The sequence below is a fragment of the Stenotrophomonas sp. AR029 genome (genome assembly GCF_047520695.2).
Classification (GTDB): domain Bacteria; phylum Pseudomonadota; class Gammaproteobacteria; order Xanthomonadales; family Xanthomonadaceae; genus Stenotrophomonas; species Stenotrophomonas sepilia.
Genome location: NZ_JAXBQQ020000002.1, coordinates 705,490 through 720,125 on the forward strand (window position 1 = coordinate 705,490; position 14,636 = coordinate 720,125).

The 14,636-nt window shown below is 67.7% G+C and carries 16 protein-coding genes; 13 read left to right on the forward strand and 3 right to left on the reverse strand.

Annotated elements, in window-relative coordinates:
* Positions 1 to 187: 187 nt before the first annotated feature.
* The 3 genes from uvrA to ACM0PB_RS09785 all read left to right on the forward strand — a co-directional run bounded on the left by uvrA (position 188) and on the right by ACM0PB_RS09785 (position 4,404).
* Positions 188 to 3,181, forward strand: coding sequence for an excinuclease ABC subunit UvrA (gene uvrA / locus ACM0PB_RS09775; protein WP_065178105.1), 2,994 nt, complete (start codon positions 188 to 190; stop codon positions 3,179 to 3,181).
* Complete coding sequence (locus ACM0PB_RS09780; RefSeq protein ID WP_065178106.1) at positions 3,181 to 3,588, forward strand: acyl-CoA thioesterase; 408 nt, start codon at positions 3,181 to 3,183, stop codon at positions 3,586 to 3,588. The genes uvrA and ACM0PB_RS09780 overlap by 1 nt, the downstream gene beginning before the upstream one ends.
* 90 nt (positions 3,589 to 3,678) lie before the next feature.
* The gene (locus ACM0PB_RS09785) at positions 3,679 to 4,404 is read left to right on the forward strand and encodes an enolase (RefSeq protein WP_164092684.1); all 726 of its coding nucleotides are present in this window, start codon (positions 3,679 to 3,681) and stop codon (positions 4,402 to 4,404) included.
* Positions 4,405 to 4,476: 72 nt separating this feature from the next.
* Here ACM0PB_RS09785 and ACM0PB_RS09790 read toward each other — a convergent pair whose 3' ends face one another.
* The gene (locus tag ACM0PB_RS09790) at positions 4,477 to 4,923 is read right to left on the reverse strand and encodes a copper chaperone PCu(A)C (RefSeq protein WP_005415700.1); all 447 of its coding nucleotides are present in this window, start codon (positions 4,921 to 4,923) and stop codon (positions 4,477 to 4,479) included.
* Positions 4,924 to 4,957: 34 nt separating this feature from the next.
* Between ACM0PB_RS09790 and ACM0PB_RS09795 the strand changes: the two genes are divergently transcribed.
* From ACM0PB_RS09795 to ACM0PB_RS09810, 4 genes are all read left to right on the forward strand, one after another.
* The gene (locus ACM0PB_RS09795; protein ID WP_005415699.1) at positions 4,958 to 5,734 is read left to right on the forward strand and encodes an enoyl-CoA hydratase/isomerase family protein; all 777 of its coding nucleotides are present in this window, start codon (positions 4,958 to 4,960) and stop codon (positions 5,732 to 5,734) included.
* Positions 5,735 to 5,821: 87 nt separating this feature from the next.
* Positions 5,822 to 6,742 (forward strand): acyl-CoA thioesterase II, encoded by a 921-nt coding sequence (gene tesB / locus ACM0PB_RS09800; RefSeq protein ID WP_005408551.1) that lies wholly within the window; start codon positions 5,822 to 5,824, stop codon positions 6,740 to 6,742.
* A gap of 3 nt (positions 6,743 to 6,745) precedes the next feature.
* Positions 6,746 to 7,240, forward strand: coding sequence for a pathogenicity-like protein (locus tag ACM0PB_RS09805; RefSeq protein WP_065178109.1), 495 nt, complete (start codon positions 6,746 to 6,748; stop codon positions 7,238 to 7,240).
* Positions 7,241 to 7,353: 113 nt separating this feature from the next.
* Complete coding sequence (locus tag ACM0PB_RS09810; protein ID WP_065185992.1) at positions 7,354 to 8,571, forward strand: RNA polymerase sigma factor; 1,218 nt, start codon at positions 7,354 to 7,356, stop codon at positions 8,569 to 8,571.
* 59 nt (positions 8,572 to 8,630) lie between these two features.
* Here the strand turns inward: ACM0PB_RS09810 and ACM0PB_RS09815 are convergent, their stop codons facing one another.
* The gene (locus ACM0PB_RS09815) at positions 8,631 to 9,191 is read right to left on the reverse strand and encodes an EF-hand domain-containing protein (RefSeq protein WP_065185993.1); all 561 of its coding nucleotides are present in this window, start codon (positions 9,189 to 9,191) and stop codon (positions 8,631 to 8,633) included.
* 156 nt (positions 9,192 to 9,347) lie between these two features.
* On the opposite strand from ACM0PB_RS09815, the gene ACM0PB_RS09820 reads away from it, so the two are divergent.
* Together ACM0PB_RS09820 and ACM0PB_RS09825 are read left to right on the forward strand one after the other, a co-directional pair.
* Positions 9,348 to 10,103 (forward strand): arginyltransferase, encoded by a 756-nt coding sequence (locus ACM0PB_RS09820; RefSeq protein WP_414604650.1) that lies wholly within the window; start codon positions 9,348 to 9,350, stop codon positions 10,101 to 10,103.
* Positions 10,104 to 10,140: 37 nt separating this feature from the next.
* Complete coding sequence (locus ACM0PB_RS09825) at positions 10,141 to 11,346, forward strand: endonuclease/exonuclease/phosphatase family protein (protein WP_065185994.1); 1,206 nt, start codon at positions 10,141 to 10,143, stop codon at positions 11,344 to 11,346.
* Positions 11,347 to 11,431: 85 nt separating this feature from the next.
* Here ACM0PB_RS09825 and purT read toward each other — a convergent pair whose 3' ends face one another.
* Positions 11,432 to 12,619, reverse strand: a complete 1,188-nt coding sequence (purT, locus tag ACM0PB_RS09830) for a formate-dependent phosphoribosylglycinamide formyltransferase (protein ID WP_235649517.1) — start codon at positions 12,617 to 12,619, stop codon at positions 11,432 to 11,434.
* Positions 12,620 to 12,756: 137 nt separating this feature from the next.
* Between purT and ACM0PB_RS09835 the strand changes: the two genes are divergently transcribed.
* Genes ACM0PB_RS09835 through ACM0PB_RS09850 form a run of 4 tightly spaced genes read left to right on the forward strand, consistent with a single transcriptional unit; the run spans position 12,757 to position 14,636 of the window.
* The gene (locus ACM0PB_RS09835; RefSeq protein ID WP_061480381.1) at positions 12,757 to 13,638 is read left to right on the forward strand and encodes an SPFH domain-containing protein; all 882 of its coding nucleotides are present in this window, start codon (positions 12,757 to 12,759) and stop codon (positions 13,636 to 13,638) included.
* Positions 13,639 to 13,683: 45 nt separating this feature from the next.
* Positions 13,684 to 13,863, forward strand: coding sequence for a type II toxin-antitoxin system antitoxin (locus ACM0PB_RS09840; RefSeq protein WP_065178114.1), 180 nt, complete (start codon positions 13,684 to 13,686; stop codon positions 13,861 to 13,863).
* A complete protein-coding gene (locus tag ACM0PB_RS09845; RefSeq protein ID WP_005415690.1) occupies positions 13,860 to 14,039 on the forward strand; it encodes a DUF4177 domain-containing protein in 180 nt (59 codons plus the stop codon). The genes ACM0PB_RS09840 and ACM0PB_RS09845 overlap by 4 nt, the downstream gene beginning before the upstream one ends.
* A 3-nt stretch (positions 14,040 to 14,042) precedes the next feature.
* Positions 14,043 to 14,636 carry a PH domain-containing protein gene (locus ACM0PB_RS09850; RefSeq protein ID WP_065178115.1) on the forward strand — a complete coding sequence of 198 codons (594 nt, stop codon included), beginning with the start codon at positions 14,043 to 14,045 and terminating at the stop codon, positions 14,634 to 14,636.

The following is a 14,636-nucleotide window of genomic DNA, read 5'->3' on the forward strand; positions in this document are numbered from 1 at the left end:
ACGGGGTCAGATCCCTTTTCACCCCGTGAAAAGGGATCTGACCCCTGCCTGTCGGCCTGTCTCACAAGGTGAGACACCGGGCTGGCATTGTCGCCCATTGCCCCCATCTGGTCACCTCGGTAGGCTGACCGATTGCCGTTCCCTGCTGGCCCGGCACCCAGCCAACGCCCCCACAACCGGATCCCCCATGGCGATGGATTTCATCCGCATCCGCGGCGCGCGGACGCACAACCTGAAGAACCTCGACCTCGACCTGCCCCGCGACAAGCTGATCGTGATCACCGGCCTGTCCGGCTCGGGCAAGTCCTCGCTGGCGTTCGACACCATCTATGCAGAAGGCCAGCGCCGCTATGTCGAGTCGTTGTCGGCCTATGCGCGCCAGTTCCTGAGCGTGATGGAAAAACCGGACCTGGACCACATCGAGGGCCTGTCCCCGGCGATCTCGATCGAGCAGAAGTCGACCTCGCACAACCCGCGTTCGACGGTCGGCACGATCACCGAGATCTACGACTACCTGCGCCTGCTGTACGCCCGCGTAGGCACCCCGCGCTGCCCAGACCACGGCTACCCGCTGGAAGCGCAGACGGTCAGCCAGATGGTCGACCAGGTGCTGACCCTGGACCCGGAACAGCGCTACATGCTGCTGGCGCCGGTCATCCGCGACCGCAAGGGCGAGCATGCCCAGGTGTTCGACCAGCTGCGCGCGCAGGGCTTCGTGCGCGTGCGCGTGGACGGCGAGCTGCATGAGATCGACGCGGTGCCGCCGCTGGCGCTGCGCCAGAAGCACACCATCGAGGCGGTGATCGACCGCTTCCGCCCGCGCGAGGACATCAAGCAGCGCCTGGCCGAGAGCTTCGAGACCGCGCTGAAGCTGGGCGACGGCATGGCCTCGGTGCAGAGCCTGGACAACACGGAAACCGCGCCGACCCTGTTCTCCTCCAAATACTCCTGCCCGGTCTGCGATTACTCGCTGCCGGAGCTGGAGCCGCGCCTGTTTTCGTTCAACGCACCGATGGGCGCCTGCCCCGGCTGCGATGGCCTGGGCATGGCCGAGTTCTTCGATCCCTCGCGCGTGGTGGTGCACCCCGAGCTGTCGCTGGCCGCCGGTGCGGTGCGCGGCTGGGACCGCCGCAATGCCTACTACTTCCAGCTGATCGCTTCGCTGGCCAAGCACTACCGGTTCGACGTCGACGCGGCCTGGAACTCGCTGCCGGACAAGGTGCAGCAGGCCGTGCTGTACGGCAGCGGCGATGAAGCGATCACCTTCACCTACTTCACCGAAGCCGGTGGCCGCACCCAGCGCAAGCATCGCTTCGAGGGCATCATTCCCAACCTCGAGCGCCGCTACAAGGAAACCGAATCGCCGGCGGTGCGCGAAGAGCTGTCCAAGTACATCAGCGAACAACCCTGCCCGGAGTGCCATGGCGCGCGCCTGAACAAGGCTGCACGCAATGTGTTCGTGGCCGACCGCCCGCTGCCGGAGCTGGTGGTGCTTCCGATCGACGAGGCGCTGAAGTTCTTCAGCGAGCTGAGCCTGCCGGGCTGGCGTGGCGAGATCGCGGCGAAGATCGTCAAGGAAATCGGCGAACGCCTCGGCTTCCTGGTCGACGTGGGCCTGGATTACCTGACCCTGGAGCGCAAGGCCGACACCCTGTCCGGTGGCGAGGCGCAGCGCATCCGCCTGGCCAGCCAGATCGGTGCCGGCCTGGTCGGCGTGATGTACGTGCTCGACGAACCGTCGATCGGCCTGCACCAGCGCGACAACGAACGCCTGCTGGGCACCCTCACCCGCCTGCGCGACCTCGGCAACACGGTGATCGTGGTCGAGCATGACGAGGACGCGATCCGCCTGGCCGACTACGTTCTGGACATCGGCCCGGGCGCAGGCGTGCATGGCGGCGAGATCGTCGGCCAGGGCACCCTGCAGGACATCCTGGAGGCACCGCGCTCGCTGACCGGCCAGTACCTGTCGGGCAAGCGCGCGATCGAGATCCCGGCGCGCCGGCACAAGCCGAACCCGAAGATGACCCTGCACCTGCGCGGGGCCAGCGGCAACAACCTCAAGGGCGTGGACCTGGCGATTCCGTCGGGCCTGCTGACCTGCGTGACCGGCGTGTCCGGCTCCGGCAAGTCGACCCTGATCAACGACACCCTGTTCTCGCTGGCCGCCAACGAGATCAACGGTTCCTCGCACCCGATCGCCCCGTACAGGGAGATCGATGGCCTGGACCTGTTCGACAAGGTGGTGGACATCGACCAGTCGCCGATCGGCCGCACCCCGCGTTCGAACCCGGCCACCTACACCGGCCTGTTCACTCCCCTGCGCGAACTGTTCGCACAGGTGCCCGAAGCGCGTGCACGCGGCTACTCGCCGGGCCGCTTCAGCTTCAACGTGCGTGGTGGCCGCTGCGAGGCCTGCCAGGGCGATGGCCTGATCAAGGTCGAGATGCACTTCCTGCCGGACGTGTATGTGCCGTGCGATGTCTGCCACGGCAAGCGCTACAACCGCGAGACGCTGGAGATCCTGTACAAGGGTTTCAACATCAACGACGTGCTGGAAATGACCGTCGAGGATGCGCTGAAGCTGTTCGAGCCGGTGCCGTCGATCGCACGCAAGCTGGAAACGCTGGTCGACGTCGGCCTGAGCTACATCAAGCTGGGCCAGAGCGCGACCACGCTGTCCGGTGGCGAAGCGCAGCGCGTGAAGCTGTCCAAGGAACTGTCGCGCCGCGATACCGGCCGCACCCTGTACATCCTCGACGAGCCGACCACCGGCCTGCACTTCCACGACATCGAAGCGCTGCTGGGCGTGCTGCACAAGCTGCGCGACGAAGGCAACACGGTGGTGGTGATCGAGCACAACCTGGACGTGATCAAGACCGCCGACTGGATCGTCGATCTGGGTCCGGAGGGTGGCCACCGCGGCGGCACCATCCTGGTCACCGGCACGCCGGAAGACGTGGCGGCCTGCCCGCAGTCGTACACCGGCCAGTTCCTGGCCCGCATGCTGCCCTCCACCAGCGCGCGCCCCGAGCAGCCGGCCGCCGTGGCCAACAAGCCCGACGCCCGCCCGCCGCGCAAGGTGAAGCCCGAGAAGCCGGCCAAGGTGGCGAAGAAGGCCGTGGCCGCCAAGAGCACCGGCAAGGCCAGCAAGAGCACGTCGAAGAAGAAGGACGCCTGATGAGCAGCGAACACAAGATCCTGGCCCGCATCCCGATCAGCGTGCGCTGGCGTGACATGGACAGCATGGGCCACGTCAACAACGCCAAGTACATTTCCTACCTGGAAGAAGCGCGCGTGCGCTGGATGCTGGGCGTGGACGGCGTGTCGATGACCGACCGCATCGCCCCGGTCGTGGCCGCGACCAACGTCAATTACCGGCTGCCGATCGTGTGGCCCAACGACATCGTGGTCGAATTGTTCGTCGAGCGCCTGGGCAACAGCAGCGTGACCATCGGCCACCGCATCGTCGACCAGCAGGACGCATCGAAGCTGTACTCGGATGGCAACGTGGTGGTGGTCTGGATGGATACCCAGACCGGCAAGAGCGCGCCGCTGCCTGAGGCGATCCGCAACGCTTCCACCTGAAGGTAGTGCCGGCCGCTGGCCGGCAACCTCCAGACGCTTCGCGCATGCCGGCCAGCGGCCGGCACTAGCGATCCAATTCAAAGGACTGACATGATCCACCAGACTGAACTGAGCGACCTGCTGCCCGGCATGGTCCCCTTCCCCACCGACGTCTTCCCCGCCGACCAGGCCTGGCTCGGCCAGCATCTGCTGCCGCTGCTGAAGATCGACCTCGGTGTGCTGCGCCCGGAACTGGCCGGCCAGGTGGCGACGATGCTGTGCCCGATCGAGCCGTACGACGGCTGCATCGGCGAAACCACCGAAGAACACCACAACGATTTCACCGCCACCAACTGGATCGCCTTCGAGCTGACCGCCGGCAACCAGATGCGCTTCCTCGGCAACGAGGGCTATTTCATCGGCGATGCAGTACAGGACAAGGACGCGCAGGAACACATTGCGCAGATGCGCGACAGCTACGCCAAGGCCCGCGACTACCACGCCATGCATGGCCGCCTCGCCTGCTACTCGCGCTACGGCAAGGGTGAGGCCAGCGAGCGCGCTTATCTGGATACGCTGGGGGGACAGATTTCCTGTGGCAACTGGATCGAAACGGCCGATATTCCTGCCGCCTTCACCCTGGAATTCACCGACGCCGCCAACGACCGGCATGCTCCAGATGATGCCGAACTGGCGATCATCCGCCGCGATGGCCACAAGTTCTTCGCCGTCGCCGAAGTCGCCGGCTACAACTGGTGCGCCACCGGCGCCGACGCGATCGTGATGCTGTATGAGCCGGTGAGCCGCACGGTGCTGTTCTCGTACGACTGGTCGTAAGACCTGCGCCAGTGCCGGCCGCTGGCCGGCATTTCCTGTTTTTGCCGGCCAGCGGCCGGCACTACCATCCCGCTACGGCGCGGCCTTGCGGACGGTCAACGTCGCGCTCGCTTCACCACCACCTTCCAGCTGCAACTGCAGCGGCAGCGCCTGCCCCTCCTTCAGCGCCCCCCGGCCCTGCATCAGCATCAGGTGCAGGCCACCGGGCTTGAGTTCGGCACGCGCGCCGGCTGCCAGCGGCAGGCGCTCGATCGCGCGCATCCGGCTGACGCCATCGACGATCGTGGTCTCGTGCAGCGACACGTCGCCGAAACTACTGCTGGTCGCACCGGTGATCACCACCGCCCTGCTGCAGCCGTTGTGTATCACGCCATAGCCGGCAGTCATCGGCATCGCCGGATTCGGTGGCAACCGCGCCCAGCCCTGCTCCACCGTGACGCAGCGTGATTCCGCAGCCGAAGCCGATGCTGCGGCCGCACACAGCACCCACAGTACGCCAACGAATGGTTTGGTTATCATCGCCCAGGTTCCTTCTTCGCAACGAGACCGCAGCATGACGACGCTCATCGAGGTGATCAACCACGGCCCCATCCGCGAACTGCGCCTGGCGCGGCCGCCGGTCAATGCACTGGACACCGATCTGTGCCGGCAGCTGATCCATGCCATCGAACTGGCCATGGCCGAAGACGCGCACGGCATCGTGCTGTCGGGCAGCGAGCGCATCTTCACCGGTGGAATGGACGTGCCGCACCTGCTCTCGCATGGCGATGACAAGCACAAGCTGCTGGACACCTGGAACGCTTTCTTTGGCGCCGTGCGCACACTGGCCGAGAGCCGCATCCCGGTGGTCGCGGCGATCACCGGCCACGCGCCGGCCGGCGGCTGCGTGCTGGCCCTGTGCTGCGACTACCGGGTAATGGCGCGCAGCGCCGATCCGTCGCGGCCGTATGCCATCGGCCTGAACGAGGTGCAGGTGGGCCTGATCGCGCCGGAGGGCATCCAGCGCCTGCTGCGCCGTGCGGTGGGCGTGCACCGCGCCGGCGTGCTGCTGACCACCGGCTCGCTGGTGCCGGCCGAACAGGCGCTGCAGATCGGCCTGGTCGACGAGCTGGCTGAGGGTGACCTGGTGGTGGCCCGCGCCGTGGCCTGGCTGCAGAACCTGCTCAAGCAGCCTCGGCAGCCGATGCTGCTGACCCGCGCCATCGCTCGCGCCGACCTGCACGAAGCGCTGCACCCGGACCTGATCCAGCTGGACCGTTTCGTCGAGGCCTGGTTCGCCCCGGACGCGCAGAACGCCCTGCAGGCCCTGGCGGCGCGCCTGGGCAAGTAGCGGCTGCCCCGCCCGGGGTCAGATCCCTTTCGCCGGGCGAAAGGGATCTGACCCCTGACCGGTATAATCAGGCCCTCTTTCACTGCTGTGGCCGCCCCCTTGAACGACACGCCCGAACCCGTCGTCTCCGAGCTGATCGACCTGCTCACGCTGGAGCGGCTGGAGGACAACCTGTTCCGCGGGCAGAGCCGCGACATCGGCACCAAGTACGTGTTCGGTGGGCAGGTGCTGGGCCAGGCCCTGGCTGCGGCGCAGGCCACGGTCGACAACGGCCGCCACGTGCACTCGCTGCACGCCTACTTCCTGCGCGCCGGCAACATCGACCACCCGATCGTCTACGACGTGGACCGCACCCGCGATGGCGGCAGCTTCTCGGTGCGACGGGTCACCGCGATCCAGCACGGCAAGGTGATCTTCTTCTGCGCGGCCTCGTTCCAGCAGGCCGAGACCGGCGCCGAGCACCAGCACAAGATGCCTGAAGTGCCGCAGCCGGAAGACATCGAACCGAACCGGCCGCTGCCGGCCGAAGTGCTGGAGCGGCTGCCGATCAAGGTGCAGCGCTGGCTGTCGCGTGGCGGCCCGTTCGAGTTCCGCCACGTCTACCCGCGCGACGAGTTGAACCCGCCCAAGCGCCCGCCCTACCACCAGGTGTGGCTGCGCCTGAGCGAGCCGGTCGGCGATGCCCCGGAGCTGCACCAGGCGCTGCTGGCCTATGCCTCCGACTTCCACCTGCTGGGCACGGCGACCTTCCCGCACGGCATCAGCTACTACCACCCGCACGTGCAGATGGCCTCGCTCGACCACGCAATCTGGTTCCACCGCCCGTTCCGCGCCGACGACTGGCTGCTGTACTCGCTGGACAGCCCCAGCGCGCAGGATTCGCGCGGCCTGGCCCGCGGCCAGTTCTTCACCCGCAACGGCGTGCTGGTGGCCAGCACTGCGCAGGAAGGCCTGATCCGCGTGGTTCCCGACCAGGCTGCGGCCGCCGCCGTGCCGGCCAAGGAGTAACCCATGCGCCAGATCTTCAGCAGCCAGCGCGTGGAAACCGTCGAAGGCGTGGCCGAGCTCCTGCGCGGGCATGGGATCGACGTCAAGGTGACCAACGGGCGCTCGTACAAGACCCGTCGCCGCGGCCAGTTCAGTTATACCGACCTGGGCAACGCCAACGCCTATCCGGCGGTATGGATCGTGCGTGCCGACGACCAGCCGCGCGCGCGCGAAATCCTGCGCGAAGCGCGCCTGCTCGACACTACCCGCCGTGACCACCCCACCGCCGAATTCGCCTTCCGCGACGCGCCGGAACCGGGCAGCGGCGGCCGCAGCTGGGCCTGGCGCATCCGCATCGCGCTGCTGGTGGTGATCGCTGGCGTGGCGCTGGTGATCGGCCTGCGCCATCGCGGCGCCCCGGTGCCCGCCCCGCAGGCCCAGCCGCAGCAGGCGCAACCGGCCCCGCAGGCCGCGCCGGAAGAGGAAGAAGTCCGGGTCCGCATCCAGCCCTCGAAATGATTCGCGGGTGAATGAGGATGCCGGCCAGCGGCCGGCACTACCGCACAGAATGCTGGTCACACTTCGCGCGCGGCTCCGTCATGGGACACAATCCCCGCAGGAGAGCCGCCGCCATGACGACGTTCACCGTATCGATCGACCAGACCCTGGAACGTGAACTGCCCGCCGCCGCCAGCGGTTGCCAGCACGCCTACGGCCGCATCGTGCTGGCCTGCCAGAACACGGTCACCGCCATCGCGCTGGCCATCACCCGGGACCGCCAGGCCAGCGAAGACATCGCCCAGGAGGCCTTTGTGAAGGGCTGGCAGCAGCTGCACCAGCTGCGCAGCGCGACCAGCTTCCTGCCGTGGCTGCGGCAGATCACCCGCAACCTCGCCCGCGACTGGCTGCGCGCCCAGCGCGGGCGCCCGCTGACTGGCGAGGCGGCCGAGGTGGCGATGGGCATGGCCGCCGACCCCGCCCCGGGTGCTGCCGACCGCCTGCAGCGGGTGGAAGAGGAGATCGCCGCCGAGGAGATCATCTCTGCCCTGCCCGCAGACAGCCGCGAAGTGCTGCTGCTGTACTACCGCGAGGGCCAGCGCTCGCAACAGGTGGCCGACCTGCTCGGGCTCAGCGACGCTGCGGTGCGCAAGCGCCTGTCGCGCGCCCGCGCGCTGGTGCGCGACGGCCTGCTGCAGCGCTTCGGTGAGTTCGCGCGCAGCAGCGCGCCGAGCGCCGCCTTCGCCACCGCCGTGGTGTCGATGGTGCTGGTGGCCGCACCCGGCACCGCCAGTGCCGCGATCCTGCTGAGCGCCGGCGTCGGCGTGGGCAGCAGCAAGCTGGGCCTGGGCGGGGCCAGCGTGGCCGGGGGTACAGCCATGGGCTCGGTCACCGCCACCCTGGGCTACCTGCACATGATTCCGGCCAGCACTTGGGGCGCGTTCGCTGGTGGCGTTGCCGGCGGCGTGATCGGCAGCTACCTGGGCGGTCGATTCCTGCTGTCCTATGCCAAGACCGATGCCGAACGCGCGCGGGTCTGGCGCTTTGTGCGCATGAACACCTGGACAGCCATGGCCTGCTGCCTGGCAGTGCTGGCGGTGGTACTGCTGCAGACCCCGACGTGGGTGCATCTGCTGGTGCTGGTGCTCGGCATGGGTCTGGTGAACTACCAGTGCCTGGGACCGCTGCAGCAGATCATGGCGCCGCTGATCGCGCGCGATTCGTCGCGGCGTGGGCGCACCGGCACCAACTGGGTGTATGAATCGCTGTATGGGCGTACCGGGATCATCGCCATGAACATCGTGGTGCTGGGCGTCGTGCTGTATGCCATGGCCCATTCCAGCGGCCGCTAGGGCCTCAACGCACGACGCCGGCAGTACGCCGGCGTCGTGGTCGGTCAGCGCGCGATGAATCAGCGCTGCGACTTCGGTGCACCGCCGTCGCGCGGACCGCCTTGGCGCGGGCCACCGTGCATCGGACCCTTGGCCGCGTCGAACTCGGCCTTGCTCAGCTGGCCATCCTTGTTGGTGTCGGCGGCAGCAAACCAGGCATCACGATGCTGCTTCATGCGCAGCTCGCGGTCAGCCTTGTCCAGGTAACCGTCCTTGTTGAGGTCGAGCTGGTCGAAGCGCGCGGCCAGGCGCGGGTCGGCCTTGGCCTCGTCGCGGCTGATGCGGCCGTCCTTGTTGAGGTCCAGCCTGGCCCAGCGCTCACCGCCGTGGCCACGGCGGCCATGCTGCCAGCGCGGCATCTCATCGCGCGAGAGCTTGCCGTCCTTGTTCCTGTCCAGCTCGTCGAACTTCGCGGCCAGGCGCGGGTTGGCAGCCGCCTCGCTGCGGTCGATCACGCCGTCGCCATTGGTGTCCAGCTTGGCCGGGCGCTGCGCCGACGTGGCCGGGGTGTCGGCCGCCAGCGCGATGCCGGAGGCGGAAGTGCCGAGCAGCAGGGCCAGCAGCAGGGGGGTACGGATCATGGGGTCACTCCTGGGAATGGGAATTGCGTCGGGGTGATCACTTCACCCTCGAGTGACAACAACGCCCGGGCGCGACATCGGTTGACGCCGTGGCCGGTTCCATTCATCCGCCGGACAGTCGCCGCCACTGCGACGGGCTGGGGCTATGCTGTGCCCATGGCACTACACGGCGATAGAGACGACGAACTGCGGCTTTTCCAGACCGGCGAGCACCCCTGCGGGTACTGGTCCGACCGGGTGGCGCGCGACCTGGTGCTGGATCCGCACGATCGCCGGCTGGGTGGCCTGTACCCGCTGGCACTGAGCTGGGGCTTCCGCCGCAGCGGTGATCTGGTCTACCGGCCGCACTGCGCGCACTGCCAGGCCTGCGTGGCGGTGCGCATCCCGGTGGCCCGCTTCGCCCCGGACCGCAGCCAGCGCCGCTGTGCCGCCCGCAATGACGACCTGGAGGTGCGGATCACCGCCGCCACCGCCCGTGACGACCTGTTCGCGCTGTATCACCGCTACCTCACCCACCGCCACGCCAATGGCGGCATGGACGACCATGGCCCGCCCGAGTTCGAGCAGTTCCTGATCGGCAGCTGGTCGCACACCCGCTTCATGGAGATGCGCCTGCCCGGCCACGACGGCCAGCCCAGCCAGTTGCTGGGGGTGGCGGTGACCGACGTCACCGAGCATGGCCTGTCGGCGGTCTACACGTTCTTCGACCCGGACCACGCCGCGCGCGGGCTGGGTACCTTCGCGATCCTCCAACAGATCGAGTGGGCGCGCCGCGAGGGGTTGCCGCACGTGTACCTGGGCTACTGGATCCGCGGGCACCAGAAGATGGACTACAAGCGCCGCTTCCATCCCCTTGAGGCCTACGACGGCCGCTGCTGGCACGATTTCGACAACGAACTGGACGGGCGCTGACAAACCGCTGACACCGGGCCGGGTGCAGAATAGGGGGATGAACGCCAAACCCCTGATCCTCGCCCTGGCCCTGCTCTGCGGCGCCACCGCCCCCGCCTTTGCCACGTCCCCCGCGATGACTGAGAAGCCGTCCACTGCGCTGCGCCTGGCCACCTACAACACTTCGCTGTACTCCGATGATGCCGGTGGCCTGATCAAGGAACTGGAGGGCGACAGCGAGCACGCACGCAAGATCGCCGCCGTGCTGCAGCAGGTGCGCCCGGACCTGGTACTGCTGAATGAATTCGATTTCGACGATGCCCATCGCGCCGCCGACCTGTTCCAGAAGCGCTACCTGGAAGTCGCCCAGCCCGGCGGCGGCAAGCCGCTGCACTTTGCCTACCGCTACCTGGCGCCGGTCAACACCGGTGTGCCCAGCGGCCTGGATCTGGACAACAACGGCGTGGTCGGCGGCGAAGGCCGCAGCCGCGGCAACGATGCCTGGGGCTACGGCCTGCACCCGGGCCAGTACGGCATGCTGGTGCTGTCGCGCTACCCGATCGACGAAGCCAAGGTGCGCAGCTTCCAGCTGCTGAAGTGGAGCGCGATGCCCGGCGCGATCCGCCCGGTCGACCCACGTACCGGCCAGAGCTTCTACAACGACCATGTGTGGTCGCAGCTGCGCCTGTCGTCGAAGTCGCATTGGGACGTGCCGGTGAAGACCCCGGCCGGCGTGGTGCACGCGCTGGTCTCGCATCCGACGCCGCCGGTGTTCGACGGCCCGGAAAAGCGCAACGCGGCACGCAACCACGACGAACTGCGCCTGTGGCAGGAATACCTGTCCAAGGGTGAGAAGCCCTGGCTGTGCGACGACAAGGGCCAGTGCGGCGGCTTGGCGGAGGACGCGCGCTTCGTGATCCTCGGCGATCTGAACAACGACCCGGTCGATGGCGATGGCCGCCACGAGGCGATCGTCGAGCTGATCGAGAACGCGCGCGTGCTGCGCTACCCCACCCCGCGCAGCGTCGGCGGCGAGCAGACCAGCCTGGCCTATGCGGCCAAGGGCATCGAACGCAAGGGCGCACCGTTCCACGCCACCGGCGATTTCGGCCCGAAGTCCGGCACCATGCGCCTGGACTACGTGCTTCCCTCGACCGGTTTCGAGTACGTGGGCAGCGGCATCTTCTGGCCGGCCAATGAAAGCCCGGAAGCGAAGATCGCCGACGGCAGCGACCACCACCTGGTGTGGGTGGACGTGCGGTAGAGTCGACTGCACGTTGAGCGTACCGACCAACGGTCGGTACCCACCGGGTTTCGGTAGGCGACGACCGTTGGTCGTCGCTCCTTTTTCAGGGGCGCAGCTCGACGCCGATGGCGTCGGCGGCATCACGCGCGATGGCGCGTGCTTCGTCGATGGTTTCCGCGCGCGCCAGGGTCACACCGACGCGGCGGTGGCCATGCACGCTCGGCTTGCCGAACAGGCGCACGGCAGTATCCGGCACCTGCAATGCAGCGGCGACGTTGTTGAAGTACGGCACGCCCTCGCCGTGTGCCAACAGCGCGCACGACGCCGACGGGCCGCTCTGGCGGATCACCGGGATCGGCAGGCCGAGGATGGCGCGCGCATGCAGCGCGAACTCGCTCAACTCCTGCGATACCAGCGTCACCAGGCCGGTGTCGTGCGGGCGCGGCGACACTTCGCTGAACCACACTTCGTCGCCCTTCACGAACAGCTCGACGCCGAACAGGCCCCAGCCGCCAAGGTCGTCGGAGATCGCACGTGAGATCTCCTCGGCACGTGCCAGTGCCGCGCTCGACATCGGCTGCGGCTGCCAGCTTTCGCGGTAATCGCCATCCTTCTGCAGGTGGCCGATCGGCGCACAGAATGAGGTGCCGCCGGCGTGGCGCACGGTCAGCAGGGTGATCTCGTAATCAAAATCGATGAAACCTTCGACGATGCAGCGGCCGGCACCGGCACGGCCACCGGTCTGTGCGTACTCCCAGGCCGGAGCGATGTCCGCTTCGCTGCGCAGGGTGCTCTGGCCCTTGCCCGAGGACGACATCACCGGCTTGACCACGCACGGCAGGCCGATGGCAGCCACGGCAGCGCGGTATTCGGCCTCGGTATCGACGAAGCGGTAGGGCGAGGTCGGCAGGCCCAGGGTTTCGGCGGCTAGGCGGCGGATGCCCTCGCGGTCCATGGTCAGGCGTGCGGCGCGCGCAGTCGGGATCACCCGCAGGCCCTGCTCCTGCTCCAGCTGGACCAGGGTCTCGGTATGGATGGCCTCGATCTCCGGCACCACCAGATGCGGCTGCTCCTGGGCGATCAGGGCGCGCAGCGCCATCGCATCGAGCATGTCGATCACGTGCGAGCGGTGGGCGACCTGCATGGCCGGGGCATCGGCGTAGCGGTCAGCGGCGATCACTTCCACGCCCAGCCGCTGCAGCTCGATGGCCACCTCCTTGCCGAGTTCGCCCGAGCCCAGCAGCAGCACGCGGGTGGCGGAGGGGGACAACGGAGTTCCAAGCTTGGCCATGGCGGTTCCAGCAGCGACGTGAAGGCGGGTGGGCATTCTAGCTGGCCGCGCACCCTGACCATGGCATCCGACGAACGGTAGTCGACAAGTGATATCAATTTGATATCTTCAATTCGAACCCTCAAGGACGTACCGCCATGAAAGAGAAGTCGCTTGCCTCCCTCAACGGCCTGGGCACCCTGGCCGGATCCCTGCTGGTCGCGCTGGCGGGTACCGCACTGTTCGTACTCGGGGCGACGACCAGGACCGGTTCCGGCTCACCGAACCTGCTGCTGATGCTGGCCGGCATGCTGGTGATCTTCGCTGCGGTCTTCATCCTGGCCGGCCTGTACACCATCCAGCCCAACCAGGCGGCGGTGCTGAGCCTGTTCGGCAAGTACGTCGGCACCGTCAAGGACAACGGCCTGCGCTGGAACAACCCCTTCTATGCCAAGCGCCGGGTCAGCCAGCGCGTGCGCAACTTCGAGAGCGGCAAGCTGAAGGTCAACGAGCTGGACGGCAGCCCGATCGAGATTGCTGCGGTCATCGTCTGGCAGGTGGTCGATGCCTCCGAGGCCGTCTACAACGTGGACGACTACGAGAGCTTCGTGCACATCCAGTCCGAATCGGCGTTGCGCGCGATGGCCACCAGCTATCCCTACGACCAGCACGAGGAGGGACAGCTGGCGCTGCGCAGCCATGCCAGCGAGATCTCCCAGCACCTGAAGAACGAGCTGGCCGAACGCCTGGCCGACGCTGGCGTGCAGGTGATCGACGCACGCATCAGCCACCTCGCCTACGCCGCCGAAATCGCCCAGGCGATGCTGCAGCGGCAGCAGGCCAACGCAGTGATCGCTGCACGCACGCGCATCGTGGCCGGTGCGGTCGGCATGGTTGAAATGGCCCTGGCCGAACTGCAGAAGAACGGCGTGGTGCAGCTGGATGAGGAACGCAAGGCGCACATGGTCAGCAACCTGCTGACCGTGCTGTGCTCGGACCGCGGCACCCAGCCGATCGTCAACGCCGGTTCGCTGTACTGAACCACCCTCGCAACGGGGCGCCCCACCGCCCCGCCAGGAGCTTGCATGAGTGAGAAGAAAGCCTATCCGCTGCGCATCAACGCCGAGGTCCTGGCCGCGGCGCAACGCTGGGCTGACGACGAGCTGCGCAGCCTCAACGCACAGATCGAATACGTGCTGCGCGACGCCCTGCGCAAGGCAGGACGCCTGCCGAAACCCACGCCATCTTCGGAGGACAAGGAATGAGCAAGCGTTGGAGCTACCAGACGATCGAGGTCAAGACGTCCATGATGGGCCTGCTCAAGGCCGAGGACATCCAGAGCGAGCTGAGCCGCCAGGGCCAACTGGGCTGGGAACTGGTCAACATCATCATCCCCGCACCGATGCGCCCGGCGATGCTGGTGTTCAAGAAGGAGGCCTGAGCCATGGGCGCCAGCGATCCGAAACAGTACGAGGTGGCCGAGAGCTCGCCGTTGCGCGTGCTGTGGATCGTGCTGCCCCTGCTCGCCGCCTTCGTGGCCTGCCTGTATGCGCAGTTGTACAAGGCGCCGGCGACGGCGCCCTGGATCGAAGTAACGCTGTCGCCACCCTGGTTCCGGATGGGCGGCAGCGCCGCCTGGAGCCTGCTGGTCATTGCAGCGCTAGGCATCGGGCTGGGCGCAGCATTCTTCCGCCGCCGGGTGGAACTGGCCGATGGCATGCTGGACGTGCGTTCGACGATGTACCGCCGCCGCGTTCCGGTGGCGCAGTTGCGGCTGGACCAGGCCGAGGTGGTCGACCTGCAGCGTGACCCCCGCTATGGCATCCGCTTCAAGACCAACGGCTACGCGATGCCGGGCTTCTATTCCGGTCACTTTCGCCTGCAGGGCGGTGGCAAGGGTTTCGCCCTGGTCACCAACCGCGCGAGCGTCCTCGCCCTGCCGGTCCGCGATGGCAGCACCCTGCTGCTCAGTCTCGATCGGCCACAGGCGCTGCTGGAAGCACTGCGCAAGGTGGCCGTGCCGGGCCCGCGGCAGTAA

Excerpts from the sequence above, each read along its gene's own strand:
- uvrA (WP_065178105.1), top strand. The coding sequence starts at position 188 with ATGGCGATGGATTTCATCCGCATCCGCGGCGCGCGGACGCACAACCTG.
- ACM0PB_RS09780 (WP_065178106.1), top strand. The coding sequence starts at position 3,181 with ATGAGCAGCGAACACAAGATCCTGGCCCGCATCCCGATCAGCGTGCGC.
- ACM0PB_RS09785 (WP_164092684.1), top strand. The coding sequence starts at position 3,679 with ATGATCCACCAGACTGAACTGAGCGACCTGCTGCCCGGCATGGTCCCC.
- ACM0PB_RS09790 (WP_005415700.1), bottom strand. The coding sequence starts at position 4,923 with ATGATAACCAAACCATTCGTTGGCGTACTGTGGGTGCTGTGTGCGGCC.
- ACM0PB_RS09795 (WP_005415699.1), top strand. The coding sequence starts at position 4,958 with ATGACGACGCTCATCGAGGTGATCAACCACGGCCCCATCCGCGAACTG.
- ACM0PB_RS09805 (WP_065178109.1), top strand. The coding sequence starts at position 6,746 with ATGCGCCAGATCTTCAGCAGCCAGCGCGTGGAAACCGTCGAAGGCGTG.
- ACM0PB_RS09810 (WP_065185992.1), top strand. The coding sequence starts at position 7,354 with ATGACGACGTTCACCGTATCGATCGACCAGACCCTGGAACGTGAACTG.
- ACM0PB_RS09815 (WP_065185993.1), bottom strand. The coding sequence starts at position 9,191 with ATGATCCGTACCCCCCTGCTGCTGGCCCTGCTGCTCGGCACTTCCGCC.
- ACM0PB_RS09820 (WP_414604650.1), top strand. The coding sequence starts at position 9,348 with ATGGCACTACACGGCGATAGAGACGACGAACTGCGGCTTTTCCAGACC.
- ACM0PB_RS09825 (WP_065185994.1), top strand. The coding sequence starts at position 10,141 with ATGAACGCCAAACCCCTGATCCTCGCCCTGGCCCTGCTCTGCGGCGCC.
- purT (WP_235649517.1), bottom strand. The coding sequence starts at position 12,619 with ATGGCCAAGCTTGGAACTCCGTTGTCCCCCTCCGCCACCCGCGTGCTG.
- ACM0PB_RS09835 (WP_061480381.1), top strand. The coding sequence starts at position 12,757 with ATGAAAGAGAAGTCGCTTGCCTCCCTCAACGGCCTGGGCACCCTGGCC.
- ACM0PB_RS09840 (WP_065178114.1), top strand. The coding sequence starts at position 13,684 with ATGAGTGAGAAGAAAGCCTATCCGCTGCGCATCAACGCCGAGGTCCTG.
- ACM0PB_RS09845 (WP_005415690.1), top strand. The coding sequence starts at position 13,860 with ATGAGCAAGCGTTGGAGCTACCAGACGATCGAGGTCAAGACGTCCATG.
- ACM0PB_RS09850 (WP_065178115.1), top strand. The coding sequence starts at position 14,043 with ATGGGCGCCAGCGATCCGAAACAGTACGAGGTGGCCGAGAGCTCGCCG.